Genomic DNA, 14,519 nt, shown 5'->3' with positions numbered 1-14,519 from the left:
CAAGAATGGGTCGTTCTTCCACGTGCGTCCCACCCTCCCAGGCACGATGCTGGACCAGTGATGGACGAGACGGAGTTCTGGGAGTTGGTGGACACGGCCCGGGAGGATGCCGAGGGCGATCCCGAGGACCAGGCCGACCTGCTCGTGGAACGGCTCGGCCGACTGGACCCGGAGGCGGTGCTGGACTTCGCGCGGCACTTCGAGTCCCGCTACAACCGCGCGTACACCTGGGACCTTTGGGCCGCCGCCACGGTGCTGCTGGGCGGTGCCAGTGACGACGCGTTCGACTACTTCCGTTGCTGGCTGATCGGCCAGGGCCGGGAGGTCTTCGAGGGCGCGGTGCACGACCCCGACGCGCTCGCCGATCTGCTGGACGACTTCGACGAGGAGATCGACGGGGACGGCGAGGAACTGGGCTACGCCGCGGACGAGGCGTACGAGCAGCTCACCGGTGTGGTCGCCCCGGACCTCGGCATCCCGCCCCCGCCCGGCGAACCCGAGGGCACCCCGCTCGACTTCGAGGACGACTCCGCGCTCGCGGAACGCTGCCCGAAGCTCTGGGAGCGTTTCCAGGCCTAGGTCGCGGGACGGGGGCGCGGCGGGTTCAGGCGCGCAGGCCGCGGTTCGTCGGGCGCGGCAGGTAGGCGTGCTGTTCGGTGGTGTACGGCCCGCCGTGCTGGCGTCGCTCCTCGCCCGGGCCCGGGTGCGCGGGGGCCGAGGCGCCGTGCAGGGGCGCCGAGTTGGCGCGCTCCAGCGCGGACGCGGTGACGGCGGACGGACCGAGCACGACGACGGCGGTCGCGCAGGCCACCGTCCACGGGCTCCTGAGGGCCGAGGACAGGGCCGAGGTCCAGGACTTCCTCGGCGCGCGGGACGTGTGCTCCGTACGGCTGCTGATCATTTTCCCCACCTCCGGTCGGCGTGACACGACGAAGGTAGGGCGCGGATCTCGGAGAACTCTGTGAGCCGGCGGCGCGCTGTCTGTGAACGGGTGAGTGGTCGCCGCGAGCGGTCGGGCTAGGAGCGGCCCTGGAGGCGGGCCGCCTGTTCCCGGATCGCGGGCAGGCGCTCGGCGAGGGCCGCGCCGGGGCAGCTGGTCATGAAGCCGTCGCTGTGGCCCGCGAGGGTGGGCAGCAGGACCGTGGTGCCGGCGGCGTAACGGCTGAGGCTGTTGCTGGAGGTGAGCCGGACGCTGCCCCGGGGGTCGCTGTCGGAGAGGCCCAGTTTCCACGCGGCGAGCGCGGCGATCGCGTCGGTCATGGCCTGCGGGACGGGCACCCCGGCGGTGAAGGTGCCGAGGGCGGCGATCCCGGTGGTGCGGTGGTTGAAGCCCTGGGTGTGGGCGCCGGTGACGGCGCGGTCGACGCCGCCCGCGCGGCCCTCGTAGATGGTGCCGCAGCGGTCGACGAGGAAGTTGTAGCCGATGTCGTCCCAGTGCTTGGCACCGGTCTGGCCGGTGTAGAGGCCGCGGATGATGCGGGGGGCGTCGGCGCAGTCGTACCCGTTCGGGGAGTCCGTGTGGTGGATGAAGACGGCGGCGACCTCGTCGTCGTAGCGAGCGGGCGGCTGGGTGGGCGCGTCCTTCTCCAGCCAGCGGGACCTGGGCACGATGGGGGGCCGGGGCGCCTGGTGCGGCAGCGCGGGCCGGGTCGTGGCGGGCCCGTCGGCGCGCTCGTCCGTACGGTCCGCGCCGATCGCGAACAGCACCAGGGCGAGCACGGCCGCGAGCCCCGGCAGGCAGGCCAGCAGCAGGAGGACCGGCCGCGGCAGGTCCACCCGCTCCCGGGCCAGGCGCATCCGCTCCCGCATCCGGCGCATACGCTCCCGGGCCGGGCGCCTGCGGCCATGGGACCGGCGCGGCCGCTGCCGGGCCGGGTCCGGGGCGCGCGGCGTCCGTGTGCGGCGGCGCCACACGCGCGGCAGCCGCCGTATTCGCGCCCCCCGCGACATCCGGAACACACGCATGGCCCCACAGTCACCCGGATGCGCGCGGGCCGCGATGTGGAGTGGGCCACCCGGGGGAAGCGGAAGGAACCAACGCCGTGGTCCGGGGCGTTTTTACTATTCGGGGCGGAGACGGCGCGCCGATGGCCGGTTCGCGCGGGCCCTCGGGTTGCCGCGCGGGCGGAGCTGATCACTGTCCCCGTGCCGCGCGTACTACAGGGTCCCTAGAGAGAGGCGGTCGGAGTGGACGTGCTCGACATCCTGCTGATGCTGGTGATCCTGGCCTACGCGGCGTCCGGTTACCGTCGCGGCCTGGTCGCGGGATGTGTGTCCCTCGCCGGTTTCGTGGGCGGCGCGGCGATAGGCGTCTGGGTGCTGCCCTGGATGATGGAGCTGGTGGAGGCGGGAACCCCGGCGGCGACGATCACGGCGGTGCTGACGGTCCTGGTGCCGGGCGTGATCGGGCACGAGCTGGCGGGCCGGCTGGCGCTGCGGTTGCGCCGGGAGATCGACCGCAGTCCGCTACGGGTGGCCGACGGCGTCGGCGGGGCCGCGGCCAACACGGTCGCCGTGCTGATCGTGGCCTGGGTGGCCGCGAGCGTCCTCGGGGCCTCCTCGTCGGCGGTGGTGACCAACTCGATCCGTAACTCCGCGCTGCTCGGCGCCGTGCAGAACACCATGCCGGAGACCACCCCGGCCTGGTTCTCCAACGCCACCTCGGCGCTCACCGAGGCGGGCTTCCCGCAGGTCTTCAACCCCTTCGAGAACGAGGCGACGGCCGAGGTCGCCAAGCCCTCCGGCGACAGCGTCACCCCGGCCGCGACCGACGCGGCCAAGCGCAGCACGGTGAAGATCGAGGGCGTCGCGGGGACCCAGGGCCGCGAGGGCAGCGGCTTCGTGTTCGCCACCGAGCGGGTGATGACCAACGCCCACGTGGTGGCCGGCATCGACGAGCCGACCGTGCGGGTGGGGGGCGTGGGCAAGGCGTACGCGGCGAAGGTGGTGCTGTTCGATTCGGACAAGGACGTGGCGGTGCTGTACGTCCCGGGTCTGCGGGCCCCGCTGCTGCGATTCGACGACAGTGCCGGGCGTGGTGACGCGGCGGTGGTGGCCGGGTATCCGGAGGACGGCGGTCTGGACCTCCAGGCGGCCACGGTCGCCAGCCGTATCGACGCGACCGGCCGGAACATCTACAACACCGACTCGGTGACCCGCGACATCTACTCCATCCGTTCCACCGTCCGCCCGGGCAACTCCGGCGGCCCCCTCCTCACCACCGACGGCAAGGTCTTCGGCGTCGTCTTCGCCCGCTCCACCTCGGACGCGGAGACGGGTTACGTACTCACCGTGGACGAGGTCGTCCCCGACGCGGAGCGGGCCGCGAACGCGACGGCCCCGGTGGACACGGGCGACCTCGTGACGGCGTGACGGCGTGACGGCGTGACGCCTCAGAGTCGACGGCCCATCAGCACATCGTCCACATAGGCCCCGTCGATCCGGAACTCCTCCGGCAGGACGCCCTCCACGACGAAGCCCTCGGACTCGTAGAGCTTCCTGGCGGGCGTGTTGTGGCCGAGGACGCGCAGGGTGAGCCGACGTGCGCCGCGCCGCCGGGCCTCGTCCTGGGCGGCGCGCAACAGGGCGCGTGCGACGCCCGAGCCGCGTGCCTCGTCCGCGACGGCGAGACCCTGGATCTGGCGGACGTGCGCGTGACAGGCGAGGCTGGAGGGCAGGGCGAGGCGGATGTAGCCGACGACTCTGCCGCCGATCTCGGCCACCAGGTGGTCGTGGGGGCCGTACCGCTCGTTGAAGAACGGCTCGTACGGCTGTGCGGGCCGTTCCTGGACGGAGTGCAGCGTGGACCAGGTCTCGCGGTCGAGGCGACCGAGCGGGTCCTCGTCGTCCGAGGTCGCGAGGCGTATGTACGGAACGGGCATGGCGGCCACTGTACGGCGGCGAACCGGCTGTCGGGCGGCCGGTTCGGGCTGCTTCGCGAGCCCCGGGCCGCCGTTCGCCCCGCCCGCCGGGCAGGATAGTGGGCATGACCCTCGAATCACCCGTTCCGCCCGGTTCTCGTATCGCGATCGCCGGTGCGTCCGGCCTGATCGGTTCGGCGCTGGCCCGTTCCCTGACCGAGGACGGCTACGAGGTGCTCCGGCTCGTGCGACGGGAGCCCCGGGCACGTGGCGAGGTGCGCTGGGACCCGGACGCGGGACGGGTCGACGGGGCGGGGCTCGCGGGGTGCGCGGCCGTCGTCAACCTCGCCGGCGCGGGGGTGGCGTCCCGCCGCTGGACGGACGCGTACAAGGCGACGATCCGCGAGAGCCGGGTGCGCGGCACCCGGACGCTCGCCGAGGCCGCCGCCGCGCTCGACACCCCGCCGAGCGTGTTCGTGAACGGCAGCGCGATCGGGTTCTACGGCTACACCGGTGACCGGGTGGTCGACGAGTCGGCGGAGCCGGGGTCGGAGTTCCTGTCCGCGTTGTGCGTGGAATGGGAAGGGGCGGCCGGGGCCGCGCGGGAGGCCGGGATCCGTACGGCGTTCGCCCGTACGGGGCTGGTGGTGGCCCAGGGCGGGGGCGCGTGGGGTCCGCTGTTCCCGCTGTTCAAGGCCGGGTTGGGCGGGCGGATGGGGGACGGCCGCCAGTACTGGAGCTTCATCTCCCTGCACGACGAGGTCGCGGCGCTGCGGCACCTGTTGTTCACGCCGTCGCTGTCCGGACCGTTCAACCTGACGGCGCCGACCCCGCGCACCAACCGTGAGATCACGGCGGCGATGGGGCGTGTGCTGCACCGGCCCACCCTGTTCACGGTGCCCGCGCCCGCGCTGCGGCTCGCGCTCGGGGGTGTCGCCGGTGACGTCCTGGGCAGCACGCGGGCGGTTCCCTCGCGGTTGCTGGAGTCGGGGTTCACGTTCAGGTATCCGGAGATCGAGGACGCGATTCGGGTGGCGGCGGGGCGGTAGGTGGTGCCGGGGGTACGTCGTCGGGTGCGGGTCCGGTGGGGCTTCTCGCGCAGTTCCCCGCGCCCCTGAAAAGCCGGGGCTGCGCCCCTGGCTTTTCGTCCCGCGGTCGCCAGTGAACCCACACACCCCGAACGCCCGGCGCACACGCACCCCGCCCATGCCTCCGTGCGAGGTCACACGCTCCTTCCCCGGAGCCGGGCCCCGCCTTCACTCTCGTGCCGAACTCAGGTATTTCAGATGGGTGTTGGGGGCATAACGTCCCCGCAGCCGCGCGACCTCGGGAGGGGCACGTGCTTGAGTCGGTGCACCAGTCGGCGTACCAGGCGGACACGGCGAACGTGGACGTCATCGTCGTAGGAGCCGGCGTGGCCGGCCTCGCTGCGGCCGGACATCTGACCAGGGCGGGTCTCAGGACCCTCGTCCTGGAGGCCGCCCCCGCCGTCGGCGGCCGTATGTCCACGGAGAAGATCGACGGCTTCCGCCTCGACCGGACGACGCATCTGCTCTCCACGTCGTACCCGGAACTGCGCCGCACCCCGGGCGTGGACACCCTGGCCCTGCGCCCGTTCGCCCCCGGCGTCCTGCTGCACTCCGACGGACGTCATCAGCGGGCCGGCGCCACCCCTGTCCTGCGAAGCGCGAGGGGCGCACTCACAGCCGCGCGCGCCCTCGCAAGCGCCCCTAGGCTCCCCCGGAACCAGGGCCGCCCGCAGGGCCGTTCCACGGGCACCCGGCCCGGTCGGCTGGGCGCTCCCGCCGACCAGTCCCGGCTGGCCATGGCTCTGGCCCGGCTCGCCGCGACCGCGCCCGAACGGCTGCTCACCCGGGCGGAGGTCCCGGCCGCCCAGGCCCTGGCGACCCGGGGTTTCCCGCCCCGGACGATCGACGGTTTCGTCCGTCCCCTGCTGACCGCGCTGCTCGCCGACCCGGCGCTGGCGACCTCCAGCCGCTGCGCCGACCTGGCCCTGCACACCTACGCGACCGGCCGGCTCTGCGTCCCGGAGGGCGGCGCCGACACCCTGCCGGAACTCCTCGCGGCGGCGCTGCCGCCGGGCTCGGTCCGTACCGGCGTGCGGGTGACCGCCATCAGCACGACCTCGGTGACCACGGCGGACCACGGGGAACTCGCCTGCCGGGCCGTGGTGCTGGCCACGGACGCCCGGTCCGCCGCCGAACTGCTCCCCGGTCTGCGCGTGCCGGGGTTCCACCCGGTGACGGTCCTGCACCACGCCACGGACGAGCCTCCGTTGACCGAACCGGCGCTGCTCCTCGACGCCGACCGCAGTGGACCCGTCTCGCACACGGCGGTGATCAGCCAGGTCGACCCGAGCCGGGCGCCGGCCGGCCGCGCCCTGATCACCTCCACGGTCCTCGGCACTCCCCCGGACGCCGCCCACCTCGACGCCACGGTCCGCGCCCAACTGGCCCGTCTCTACCGCACGTCCACGACCCGCTGGGAACTGCTCGCCGCGTACCACGTCCCCGAGGCGGTCCCCGCGATGCCCGCGCCGCACGACCTGCGCCGCCCGGTGCGTCTGCTCGCCGGCCTCTACGTCTGCGGCGACCACCGTGACACCAGCACCGTCCAGGGCGCCCTGCACTCCGCCCGCCGGGCCGCCCATGCGGTCCTGACCGACCTGGACGCCCACCCGACGTTCCTTAAGGAGCCGCTGGAAACGGCCGCGTGAGACCCGGCGGGGCCGACCGGGAGGCCCCTGGGGCCTGCGGGACGGTGGGGACCCGCTCGGCTGCCCCAGGGCCCTCGCGGGGCCGTGTGAACGGCGTAGGGGCGCCCGGAAGAACTCCGGGCGCCCCTACCGTGTGCCGCGCGCCTACATCAGCGCCGCCACCTTGTCCCGGTAGCCCCGCACGGGGGCCGCGTCCCGGTACGGCTCCAGTCGGCGTTCGAAGTCGCGGACGTACTCCACGGCCCTGACCGACCGCATCTCGGCGGCCTGGCCCGCGGCCTCCGCGCCGAGCTGGCAGGCCTGGTCGAGTTCGCCGAGGCCGAGGCGGGCGGAGGCGAGGACGACTCGGCAGAAGAGGCGGCTGCGGGCATACGCGGGTGCCCGCAACTGCAGGGAGCGTTCCGCGTGTTGGGCGGCCGCCCGGTACTGCTGGAGGTCGCGGTGGCTGTGCCCGAACTCGTCGGCGAGCTGCGCCTCGTCGAAGAACCGCGCCCAGTACGGGACTTCGTCCCCGGGGCGGGCCGTCTCCAGGGCGCGTTCGGCGCGGACCAGCGCGGCCGTGGAGGCCCGCACCTCGCCCAGTACCGCGTGCCCGCGTGCCTCTACGGAGTGCAGCAGCGACTGCACCACCGGCGGCACGGCGGACCCGACGCCCTGCTGGGCGACGCGCGCGAGCTGCACGGCCTCCCGCCCGTGCCCCAGGTAGACCGCCTGACGGCTCATCGTGACCAGCACGTACGCCCCGTACGCCCGGTCCCCCGCCGCCTGCGCCAGCCTGAGCGCCTGCACGAAGTACCGCTGGGCGAGCCCGTGCGCGCCGATGTCGTACGAGGTCCAGCCGGCCAGCCGGGTCAGGTCGGCGGCGGCCGCGAACAGCCGTCGGCCGATCTGTTCGCCGTAGGCGCCGCGCAGCATGGGCTCGGCCTCGTGCTCCAGGTAGCGCACGAGGGCCTGGCGGGCGTGGCCGCCGCCGTACGCGTCGTCGAGGGCGCGGAACAGCTCCCCCACCGAGCGGAGGGCGGCGATGTCCCCGCCGGTGACCTTCTGGCCGGGGCCGCGCTCGGTCTGGCTGCGCTGCCGGGGGACGGCCGGGCGGCCCTGCGGGGGGACCCGGGTGGCGCCCGGATCACCCCGGCCGACCCGGTCGTCGGCCCGGCCGATCAGCCAGTCGCGGCTGGGGACGACCAGCCCGGCGGGTGTGAACGCGATCTTGCGGAGTTCGGCGTGGCTGCCGGAGTCCTTGCGCCACAGGCCGCCGACGATGTCGATGGCCTCCTCGGGGGTGGCGGCGAACTCCAGGCCCGCGTAGACGGGGGCGCAGGCGTCCAGGCCGAGGTCCTGGGCGGTGAGCCGGCGGCCGAGGCGGCGGGTGAACACCTCGGCGATGAGTGCGGGAGTCGTCCCCCGGGGCTGCTGACCGCGCAGCCAGCGGGTGACGGACGTCTTGTCGTATCTCAGGTCGAGGCCGTGTTCGAGACCGAGCTGGTCCACACGGCGCGCTAGTCCCGCGTTCGAGAACCCCGCTTCTGCGATGAGGGCGGCGAGCTGGCGGTTGGGGGTGCGCTGCGCGGGTCGTTCCGTCATCTGCGGTGCGGTCTCCTGCCTTCCGGGTGTCGGCGGGGTTTCCCGGATTGCCTGGTGAGAAGCCTTTTGCGGCCTTGTGAACGGCGCGAATGTAGCGGAGAGTAAGCGTCCGATCGCACATTTCCGCGTCCATTCATCCGATCGTGTGAGGATTTGCCGCACGGCTGACGTGGGTGGCCTCCGACACGCGCCGGCTGGGCCCCTCGTACGCCCGGCGGCCGATCGGTACGACGAGCATCGGCCCGCACCCCCGCGCCGCGTACGACGGCCGTCGGTGCCGGAGGGCGCTCGAACAGTGCGCGAGCCCGCGGTCGTACAGTGGCTTGGGCGCGTCACGCGCCTGACAGAGCCACAGGGCTATCGCGGTGCCGCCGCCCGGCTGCACCGCCGAGGGAGGCGCTTGCCGTGAGTGGGTTGCGGTTCGTCCGCATGGGGTTCGGCACGGAGGCCGTCGAGTACCAGGAGGCCTGGGACGAGCAGCGCCGGGTGCACGCGGCGCGGTTCGCGGACGAGGTCCCCGACACCGTGCTGCTCCTGGAGCACCCGCCGGTCTACACGGCCGGGCGGCGCACGGCCGACAACGAGCGCCCCCTCGACGGCACCCCCGTGATCGACGTCGACCGCGGCGGCAAGATCACCTGGCACGGCCCCGGCCAGCTGGTGGGCTACCCGATCCAGAAGCTGCCCCGGCCGGTCGACGTGGTGGCACACGTACGGCGCCTGGAGGAGGCCCTCATCCGGACGTGCGCGGAGTTCGGCGTCGAGACCACCCGGGTCGAGGGCCGCAGCGGCGTGTGGGTGCTCGGCGACCCGGTCGAGCAACGACTCGGCGGGCTGTCGCTGGACCTCGACCCCCGGATGACCGACGACGAGTTCGACCCCCGGATGAACGGGCCGGAGTACGCGCCGTCCAACGCGGGGCAGCGGCGTGAGGACCGCAAGATCGCGGCGATCGGGATCCGGGTCGCGAAGGGGGTCACCATGCACGGCTTCGCGCTGAACGTGAACCCGGACAACAAGTGGTTCGACCGGATCATCCCGTGCGGGATCCGTGACGCGGGGGTCGCCTCACTCGCGGCCGAACTGGGCCGCGACATCACGATCGCCGAGGTGTTGCCGGTGGCCGAGCGCCACCTTCGGGATGTGCTGGAGAACGCTGAGATGAAGCCGCGGGTGGTGGAGCGGGCGTCGGCGTAAGCCGCGTCAGGAGGCGGGGGGTCCGATCCGTTGGCGGGCGCGGGCCGGTGGAGCTTCTCGCGCAGTCCCCCGCGCCCCTGAGAAGCAGGGGCTTCGCCCGGTGCTTTTCGGCCCGGAAAAGCAGGACGCAGCCCGCTTTTTCGGGGGCGCGGGGAACTGCGCGACCGGCCCCCACCGGACCCGCGCACAGCCACCCACCCCCGAGCGGAGCGCGAACGCGAGGGAATGTCGCCGCGAAGCCGAAGGTTGACCACCCCGGGGACCGAGAACCGTACGGGCGTACCCTGGTGGACGCCGAAGAATCGAAGCACAGGGAGCCGATGTGTCCGCAGTCGCACCCGACGGACGCAAGATGCTGCGCCTGGAGGTCCGCAACAGCCAGACCCCCATCGAGCGCAAGCCCGAGTGGATCAAGACCCGGGCGAAAATGGGCCCCGAGTACACGAAGATGCAGAGCCTCGTGAAGAGCGAGGGCCTGCACACCGTCTGCCAGGAAGCCGGATGCCCCAACATCTATGAGTGCTGGGAGGACCGCGAGGCCACCTTCCTCATCGGCGGCGACCAGTGCACCAGGCGCTGCGACTTCTGCCAGATCGACACCGGCAAGCCCGAGGCGCTGGACCGCGACGAACCCCGTCGTGTCGGCGAGTCCGTGGTCACCATGGACCTGAACTACGCCACCATCACCGGCGTCGCCCGCGACGACCTGGAGGACGGCGGCGCCTGGCTGTACGCCGAGACCGTGCGGCAGATCCACCAGCAGACCGCCGAGCGCGCGGACGGCCAGACCAAGGTCGAGCTGCTGGCGCCCGACTTCAACGCCGTCCCGGAGCTGCTGGAGGAGGTCTTCGCCTCCCGCCCCGAGGTGTTCGCGCACAACGTCGAGACGGTCCCCCGGATCTTCAAGCGCATCCGCCCCGGCTTCCGCTACGAGCGCTCCCTGAAGGTCATCACCGAGGCCCGTGACTACGGTCTGGTCACGAAGTCGAACCTGATCCTCGGCATGGGCGAGACCCGTGAGGAGGTCAGCGAGGCGCTCAAGCAGCTGCACGACGCGGGCTGCGAGCTGGTGACCATCACCCAGTACCTGCGCCCGAGCGTCCGGCACCACCCCGTGGAGCGCTGGGTCAAGCCGCAGGAGTTCGTCGAGCTCAAGCAGGAGGCCGACGAGATCGGCTTCTCCGGGGTGATGTCCGGACCGCTGGTCCGTTCCTCGTACCGCGCCGGCCGCCTGTACCAGATGGCTGTCGAGAAGCGGGGTTCCTACGTCGCCTCGCAGGCCGTCTGACCCTTACGCCAAATGGCACGGAGTGCCACTCGATTCGTGTGAATCCGAGCACAAGAGGCTACTCGCCGGTAATGGCCGATTGACCGCGGTCCTGACCGTCCTCGCAGATGAGGGCAGCGTCAGGGCCGCGTCGGGGTTCAAAAGCCGCGTATCAAGGCTTCACTGGCGTTTGACCGGTCGGTCACGCCCTGGTAACACCAATCAGTGACCCTGGTTTCACGCCCGGTACAGGGTCCTAGCCAGAGCAGAACCATTCCGAGGGGGACCTCCCATGCAGGCCGCGCCCGTTCGCGCCACAGCGATCCCGTCATTCACCGATGCACTCCGTGCCGTCGAATCGCTGCTCATGAGCAGCGGTCAGCGCACCGCCCGTCGCAACGCCTGGACCTCCGTCCTGGAGGACCGCCGCCGCGCCAAGGACCGTGTCGAGACCGAGCGCGTCCTCGAAGCGGCCGTCTCCTCGCGCACCTCGTAACACCGCACGACGAACCACCGCTCCGCATGAACGCCGCACCACGCCGGCACCGCCGCCGCCCGGCGCCGCTTCCCCAGCGCAGCCGCCGGTCTCCGGTCCCCACCGGCACCGCCGTCGTCCTCGCTTCCCCGGACACGTAGACTTCGTGCCATGGCGAGGAAGGAACCCGCAGCGGACGCTGCGAACACCGGGCGACTCAAGCAGATCGCTCTCACGTACAAGATGACCCGCAGGGCCGACAAGAAGATCGGTCTTGTACTCGCGGCTGTCGGAATCATCACCTTCGGTGTCTTCCTCGCGATCGGTTTCTTGATCGGTCACCCCATCTATCTCGGCATCCTGGGCCTCCTGCTCGCCTTCCTCGCGACGGCGATCGTGTTCGGACGGCGTGCCGAGCGGGCCGCGTTCGGCCAGATGGAAGGCCAGCCGGGTGCCGCGGCGGCGGTCCTGGACAACGTGGGCCGTGGCTGGACCACGACGCCCGCGGTGGCGATGAACCGCAGCCAGGACGTAGTGCACCGGGCCGTCGGCAAGGCCGGCATCGTCCTGGTCGCCGAGGGCAACCCGAACCGGGTGAAGAGCCTGCTGGCCGCCGAGAAGCGGAAGATGGCCCGCATCGTGGCGGACGTCCCCGTGCACGACCTGGTCGTGGGCACGGGCGAGGGCCAGACCGAGCTGAAGAAGCTCCGCACGACCATGCTCAAGCTGCCGCGCGTCCTCTCCGGCCCCCAGGTGACCGCCACCAACGACCGGCTGCGCGCCATGGGCGACCTGATGAGCAACATGCCGCTCCCCAAGGGCCCGATGCCCAAGGGCATGCGCATGCCCAGGGGCGGCCCGAAGGCCCGCTGACGACATGAGTACGACGATGGGGGCGCCCGGATCACTCCGGGCGCCCCCATCGTCGTACTCGGTGCCGGAACCTCAGATCCGGACCTCGACCGTGCGGGCCAGCCGGTCGTGCAGGCCGCGGCCGTCGCGGTCCCAGACCAGGGCGGGGATGGCGAGGCAGAGCAGGGCCGAGCGGACGGCGGCGCGCCAGGGGTTCACCGTGCCGGTGTCCTGGGCGACGACACGGAGGCCGAAGAGGCGCTTACCGGGGGTGAAGCCGACCGTGCCCAGGGTGAGGACGTGCAGCAGGAAGAAGATGAGCAGGGCCCAGTTGCTGGTGGCCTGGTCGTAGCCGTCGGTGATCAGGCCGTATGCGATCAAGAGGCACAGACCCCAGTCGACCGCGAGGGCCCCGAGACGGCGGCCCGGGCGGGCGATGGAGCCGGGCCCCTCCTCCGGCAGACCGAGCTGCTCTCCCCTGTACCCGAAGTCGACTCCGGCCGCCTCCGCGGCTTCGCGGGGGCCGGAGAGCCACGATCCGATTGCTTGCCTCTTGTCCACCCGACCACGGTACTGCGACCGTTCTGCCATACGGACAGGTGGGGTCCGGGGTGGGATGTCCGGTTAACTTGTGCGAAACAAATGGGTCACGTACGAGAAATCACCCGTCCCTAGGGTCGAGAGCAGCGTGTGCCACCGCACTGGCCGCACGAACGAACTACCACCCCGGCACGAGACGTCGGGAGTAGGAGGAGCTGGATGTTCCAGAACGCCGACGAGGCCAAGAAGTTCATCGCGGACGAGGACGTCAAGTTCGTCGACGTCCGTTTCTGCGACCTGCCGGGTGTGATGCAGCACTTCACGATCCCGGCCGAGGCCTTCGACCCGGCCGAGGAGCTCGCGTTCGACGGCTCCTCGATCCGCGGCTTCCAGGCCATCCACGAGTCCGACATGGCGCTCCGCGCCGACCTGTCCACCGCGCGCGTCGACCCGTTCCGCCGCGACAAGACGGTCAACATCAACTTCTTCATCCACGACCCGATCACGGGCGAGCAGTACTCCCGTGACCCGCGGAACGTGGCGAAGAAGGCCGAGGCGTACCTCGCGTCCACCGGTATCGCCGACACCGCGTACTTCGGCCCCGAGGCCGAGTTCTACGTCTTCGACAGCGTGCGCTTCAAGACCTCGGAGAACGAGTCCTTCTACCACATCGACTCCGAGGCCGGCGCCTGGAACACCGGTGCGCTGGAGGACAACCGCGGCTACAAGGTCCGCTACAAGGGCGGCTACTTCCCGACCCCGCCGGTCGACCACTTCGCCGACCTGCGCGCGGAGATCTCGCTGGAGCTGGCCAAGTCCGGCCTCCAGGTCGAGCGCCAGCACCACGAGGTGGGCACCGCCGGCCAGGCCGAGATCAACTACAAGTTCAACACGCTGCTCGCCGCGGCCGACGACCTCCAGCTCTTCAAGTACATCGTGAAGAACGTGGCCTGGCGCAACGGCAAGACCGCGACCTTCATGCCGAAGCCGATCTTCGGTGACAACGGCTCGGGCATGCACGTCCACCAGTCGCTGTGGTCGGGCGGCTCCCCGCTCTTCTACGACGAGGCCGGTTACGCGGGCCTGTCGGACACCGCCCGCTTCTACATCGGCGGCATCCTCAAGCACGCCCCGTCGCTGCTGGCCTTCACCAACCCGACGGTGAACTCTTACCACCGTCTGGTCCCGGGCTTCGAGGCCCCGGTGAACCTGGTCTACTCGCAGCGCAACCGCTCCGCGGCCATGCGTATCCCGATCACGGGTTCCAACCCGAAGGCCAAGCGTGTCGAGTTCCGCGCGCCCGACTCCTCCGGCAACCCGTACCTCGCCTTCTCGGCCCTGCTGCTCGCGGGCCTCGACGGCATCAAGAACAAGATCGAGCCGGCCGAGCCGATCGACAAGGACCTCTACGAGCTGGCCCCCGAGGAGCACGCGGGCGTCCCGCAGGTCCCGACCTCGCTCCCGGCCGTCCTCGACTCGCTGGAGCGCGACCACGAGTTCCTCCTCCAGGGCGACGTCTTCACGCCGGACCTGATCGAGACGTGGATCGACTACAAGCGCGCCAACGAGATCGCCCCGCTGCAGCTGCGCCCGCACCCGCACGAGTTCGAGCTGTACTTCGACGTGTGATCGACGCGTAGTCCGTACGTCTTCACGGCGGCGCCCCCGTTCCCGTTTCCCGGGACGGGGGCGTCGTCGTATGGTTCTGGCACGACTGTTCGAGAGATGACGGGGAGACACGGGGATGCCCGAACAGGACGACGACGAGCGGGAGTTCGACATCAAGTGGGCGGACGGCGCCGAGCACAAGGAGCCCTCCGCGCGGGCCCGGATGCTCGCGGCCCGCTGGAAGGAGAACCCGCCCGCGCCACAGCCCTTCCGCGCCGACCCGGGGCCGAGGACGCCACGCCGGTCGTCCTGGGTGTCGACGGTGATCGTCTTCGGGTGCGTGGCAGGGCTGATCGCACTCATCGGGTACGTCAACTACCGCTCTTCGTACTGAGGTCG

At 71.8% G+C, this 14,519-nt stretch carries 15 protein-coding genes; 10 read left to right on the top strand and 5 right to left on the bottom strand.

The genetic code is table 11. The annotated features are described in order from the left end of the window. The first annotated feature begins 60 nt into the window (after nt 1–60). Nucleotides 61–579 (top strand): DUF4240 domain-containing protein, encoded by a 519-nt coding sequence (locus ACZ9QC_RS30800; protein WP_472921858.1) that lies wholly within the window; start codon nt 61–63, stop codon nt 577–579. A 25-nt stretch (nt 580–604) separates the two neighbouring features. Here ACZ9QC_RS30800 and ACZ9QC_RS30795 read toward each other — a convergent pair whose 3' ends face one another. Further along, nucleotides 605–901, bottom strand: a complete 297-nt coding sequence (locus tag ACZ9QC_RS30795; RefSeq protein WP_472916097.1) for a hypothetical protein — start codon at nt 899–901, stop codon at nt 605–607. Nucleotides 902–1,017: 116 nt separating this feature from the next. Continuing rightward, entirely contained in the window at nt 1,018–1,809 is a 792-nt protein-coding gene (locus ACZ9QC_RS30790) for a peptidoglycan recognition protein family protein (RefSeq protein ID WP_316729148.1), read from the bottom strand. A 378-nt stretch (nt 1,810–2,187) separates the two neighbouring features. Here ACZ9QC_RS30790 and ACZ9QC_RS30785 point away from each other — a divergent pair, with 378 nt between their 5' ends. After that, nucleotides 2,188–3,372 carry a MarP family serine protease gene (locus ACZ9QC_RS30785; RefSeq protein ID WP_472916096.1) on the top strand — a complete coding sequence of 395 codons (1,185 nt, stop codon included), beginning with the start codon at nt 2,188–2,190 and terminating at the stop codon, nt 3,370–3,372. Nucleotides 3,373–3,392: 20 nt separating this feature from the next. On the opposite strand, the gene ACZ9QC_RS30780 is transcribed toward ACZ9QC_RS30785, so the two are convergent. Further along, nucleotides 3,393–3,881 (bottom strand): GNAT family N-acetyltransferase, encoded by a 489-nt coding sequence (locus ACZ9QC_RS30780; protein ID WP_472916095.1) that lies wholly within the window; start codon nt 3,879–3,881, stop codon nt 3,393–3,395. A 104-nt stretch (nt 3,882–3,985) separates the two neighbouring features. On the opposite strand from ACZ9QC_RS30780, the gene ACZ9QC_RS30775 reads away from it, so the two are divergent. Further along, nucleotides 3,986–4,909: a TIGR01777 family oxidoreductase gene (locus tag ACZ9QC_RS30775; protein WP_472916094.1), complete on the top strand. Its 924-nt coding sequence runs from the start codon at nt 3,986–3,988 to the stop codon at nt 4,907–4,909. 290 nt (nt 4,910–5,199) lie between these two features. Continuing rightward, a complete protein-coding gene (locus ACZ9QC_RS30770; RefSeq protein WP_472916093.1) occupies nt 5,200–6,597 on the top strand; it encodes an NAD(P)/FAD-dependent oxidoreductase in 1,398 nt (465 codons plus the stop codon). A 144-nt stretch (nt 6,598–6,741) separates the two neighbouring features. Here ACZ9QC_RS30770 and ACZ9QC_RS30765 read toward each other — a convergent pair whose 3' ends face one another. Then, nucleotides 6,742–8,181, bottom strand: a complete 1,440-nt coding sequence (locus ACZ9QC_RS30765; RefSeq protein WP_469072988.1) for a regulator — start codon at nt 8,179–8,181, stop codon at nt 6,742–6,744. Between the two features lie 405 nt (nt 8,182–8,586). Here ACZ9QC_RS30765 and lipB point away from each other — a divergent pair, with 405 nt between their 5' ends. The 4 genes from lipB (at nt 8,587) to ACZ9QC_RS30745 (ending at nt 11,993) form a co-directional block, all read left to right on the top strand. Beyond that, complete coding sequence (lipB, locus tag ACZ9QC_RS30760) at nt 8,587–9,378, top strand: lipoyl(octanoyl) transferase LipB (protein ID WP_472916092.1); 792 nt, start codon at nt 8,587–8,589, stop codon at nt 9,376–9,378. Between the two features lie 322 nt (nt 9,379–9,700). After that, complete coding sequence (gene lipA / locus ACZ9QC_RS30755; RefSeq protein WP_472916091.1) at nt 9,701–10,666, top strand: lipoyl synthase; 966 nt, start codon at nt 9,701–9,703, stop codon at nt 10,664–10,666. Between the two features lie 271 nt (nt 10,667–10,937). Further along, the gene (locus ACZ9QC_RS30750; protein ID WP_472916090.1) at nt 10,938–11,141 is read left to right on the top strand and encodes an SCO2195 family GlnR-regulated protein; all 204 of its coding nucleotides are present in this window, start codon (nt 10,938–10,940) and stop codon (nt 11,139–11,141) included. Between the two features lie 150 nt (nt 11,142–11,291). Further along, on the top strand, nt 11,292–11,993 hold the full coding sequence (locus ACZ9QC_RS30745; RefSeq protein ID WP_472916089.1) for a DUF4191 domain-containing protein: 702 nt from the start codon (nt 11,292–11,294) through the stop codon (nt 11,991–11,993). 72 nt (nt 11,994–12,065) lie between these two features. On the opposite strand, the gene ACZ9QC_RS30740 is transcribed toward ACZ9QC_RS30745, so the two are convergent. Continuing rightward, nucleotides 12,066–12,533, bottom strand: a complete 468-nt coding sequence (locus ACZ9QC_RS30740) for an RDD family protein (protein ID WP_472916088.1) — start codon at nt 12,531–12,533, stop codon at nt 12,066–12,068. A 198-nt stretch (nt 12,534–12,731) separates the two neighbouring features. Between ACZ9QC_RS30740 and glnA the strand changes: the two genes are divergently transcribed. Together glnA and ACZ9QC_RS30730 are read left to right on the top strand one after the other, a co-directional pair. Then, nucleotides 12,732–14,141: a type I glutamate--ammonia ligase gene (gene glnA / locus ACZ9QC_RS30735; protein ID WP_472916087.1), complete on the top strand. Its 1,410-nt coding sequence runs from the start codon at nt 12,732–12,734 to the stop codon at nt 14,139–14,141. Between the two features lie 115 nt (nt 14,142–14,256). Beyond that, on the top strand, nt 14,257–14,514 hold the full coding sequence (locus ACZ9QC_RS30730) for an SCO2583/SCO2584 N-terminal domain-containing protein (RefSeq protein WP_045555415.1): 258 nt from the start codon (nt 14,257–14,259) through the stop codon (nt 14,512–14,514). Nucleotides 14,515–14,519 lie beyond the last annotated feature (5 nt).

The sequence above is a fragment of the Streptomyces sp. HUAS MS02 genome (assembly GCF_055702265.1).
The sequence above is the reverse complement of the archived record's forward strand: the minus strand, read 5'-3'. Positions and strand labels throughout refer to the sequence as shown.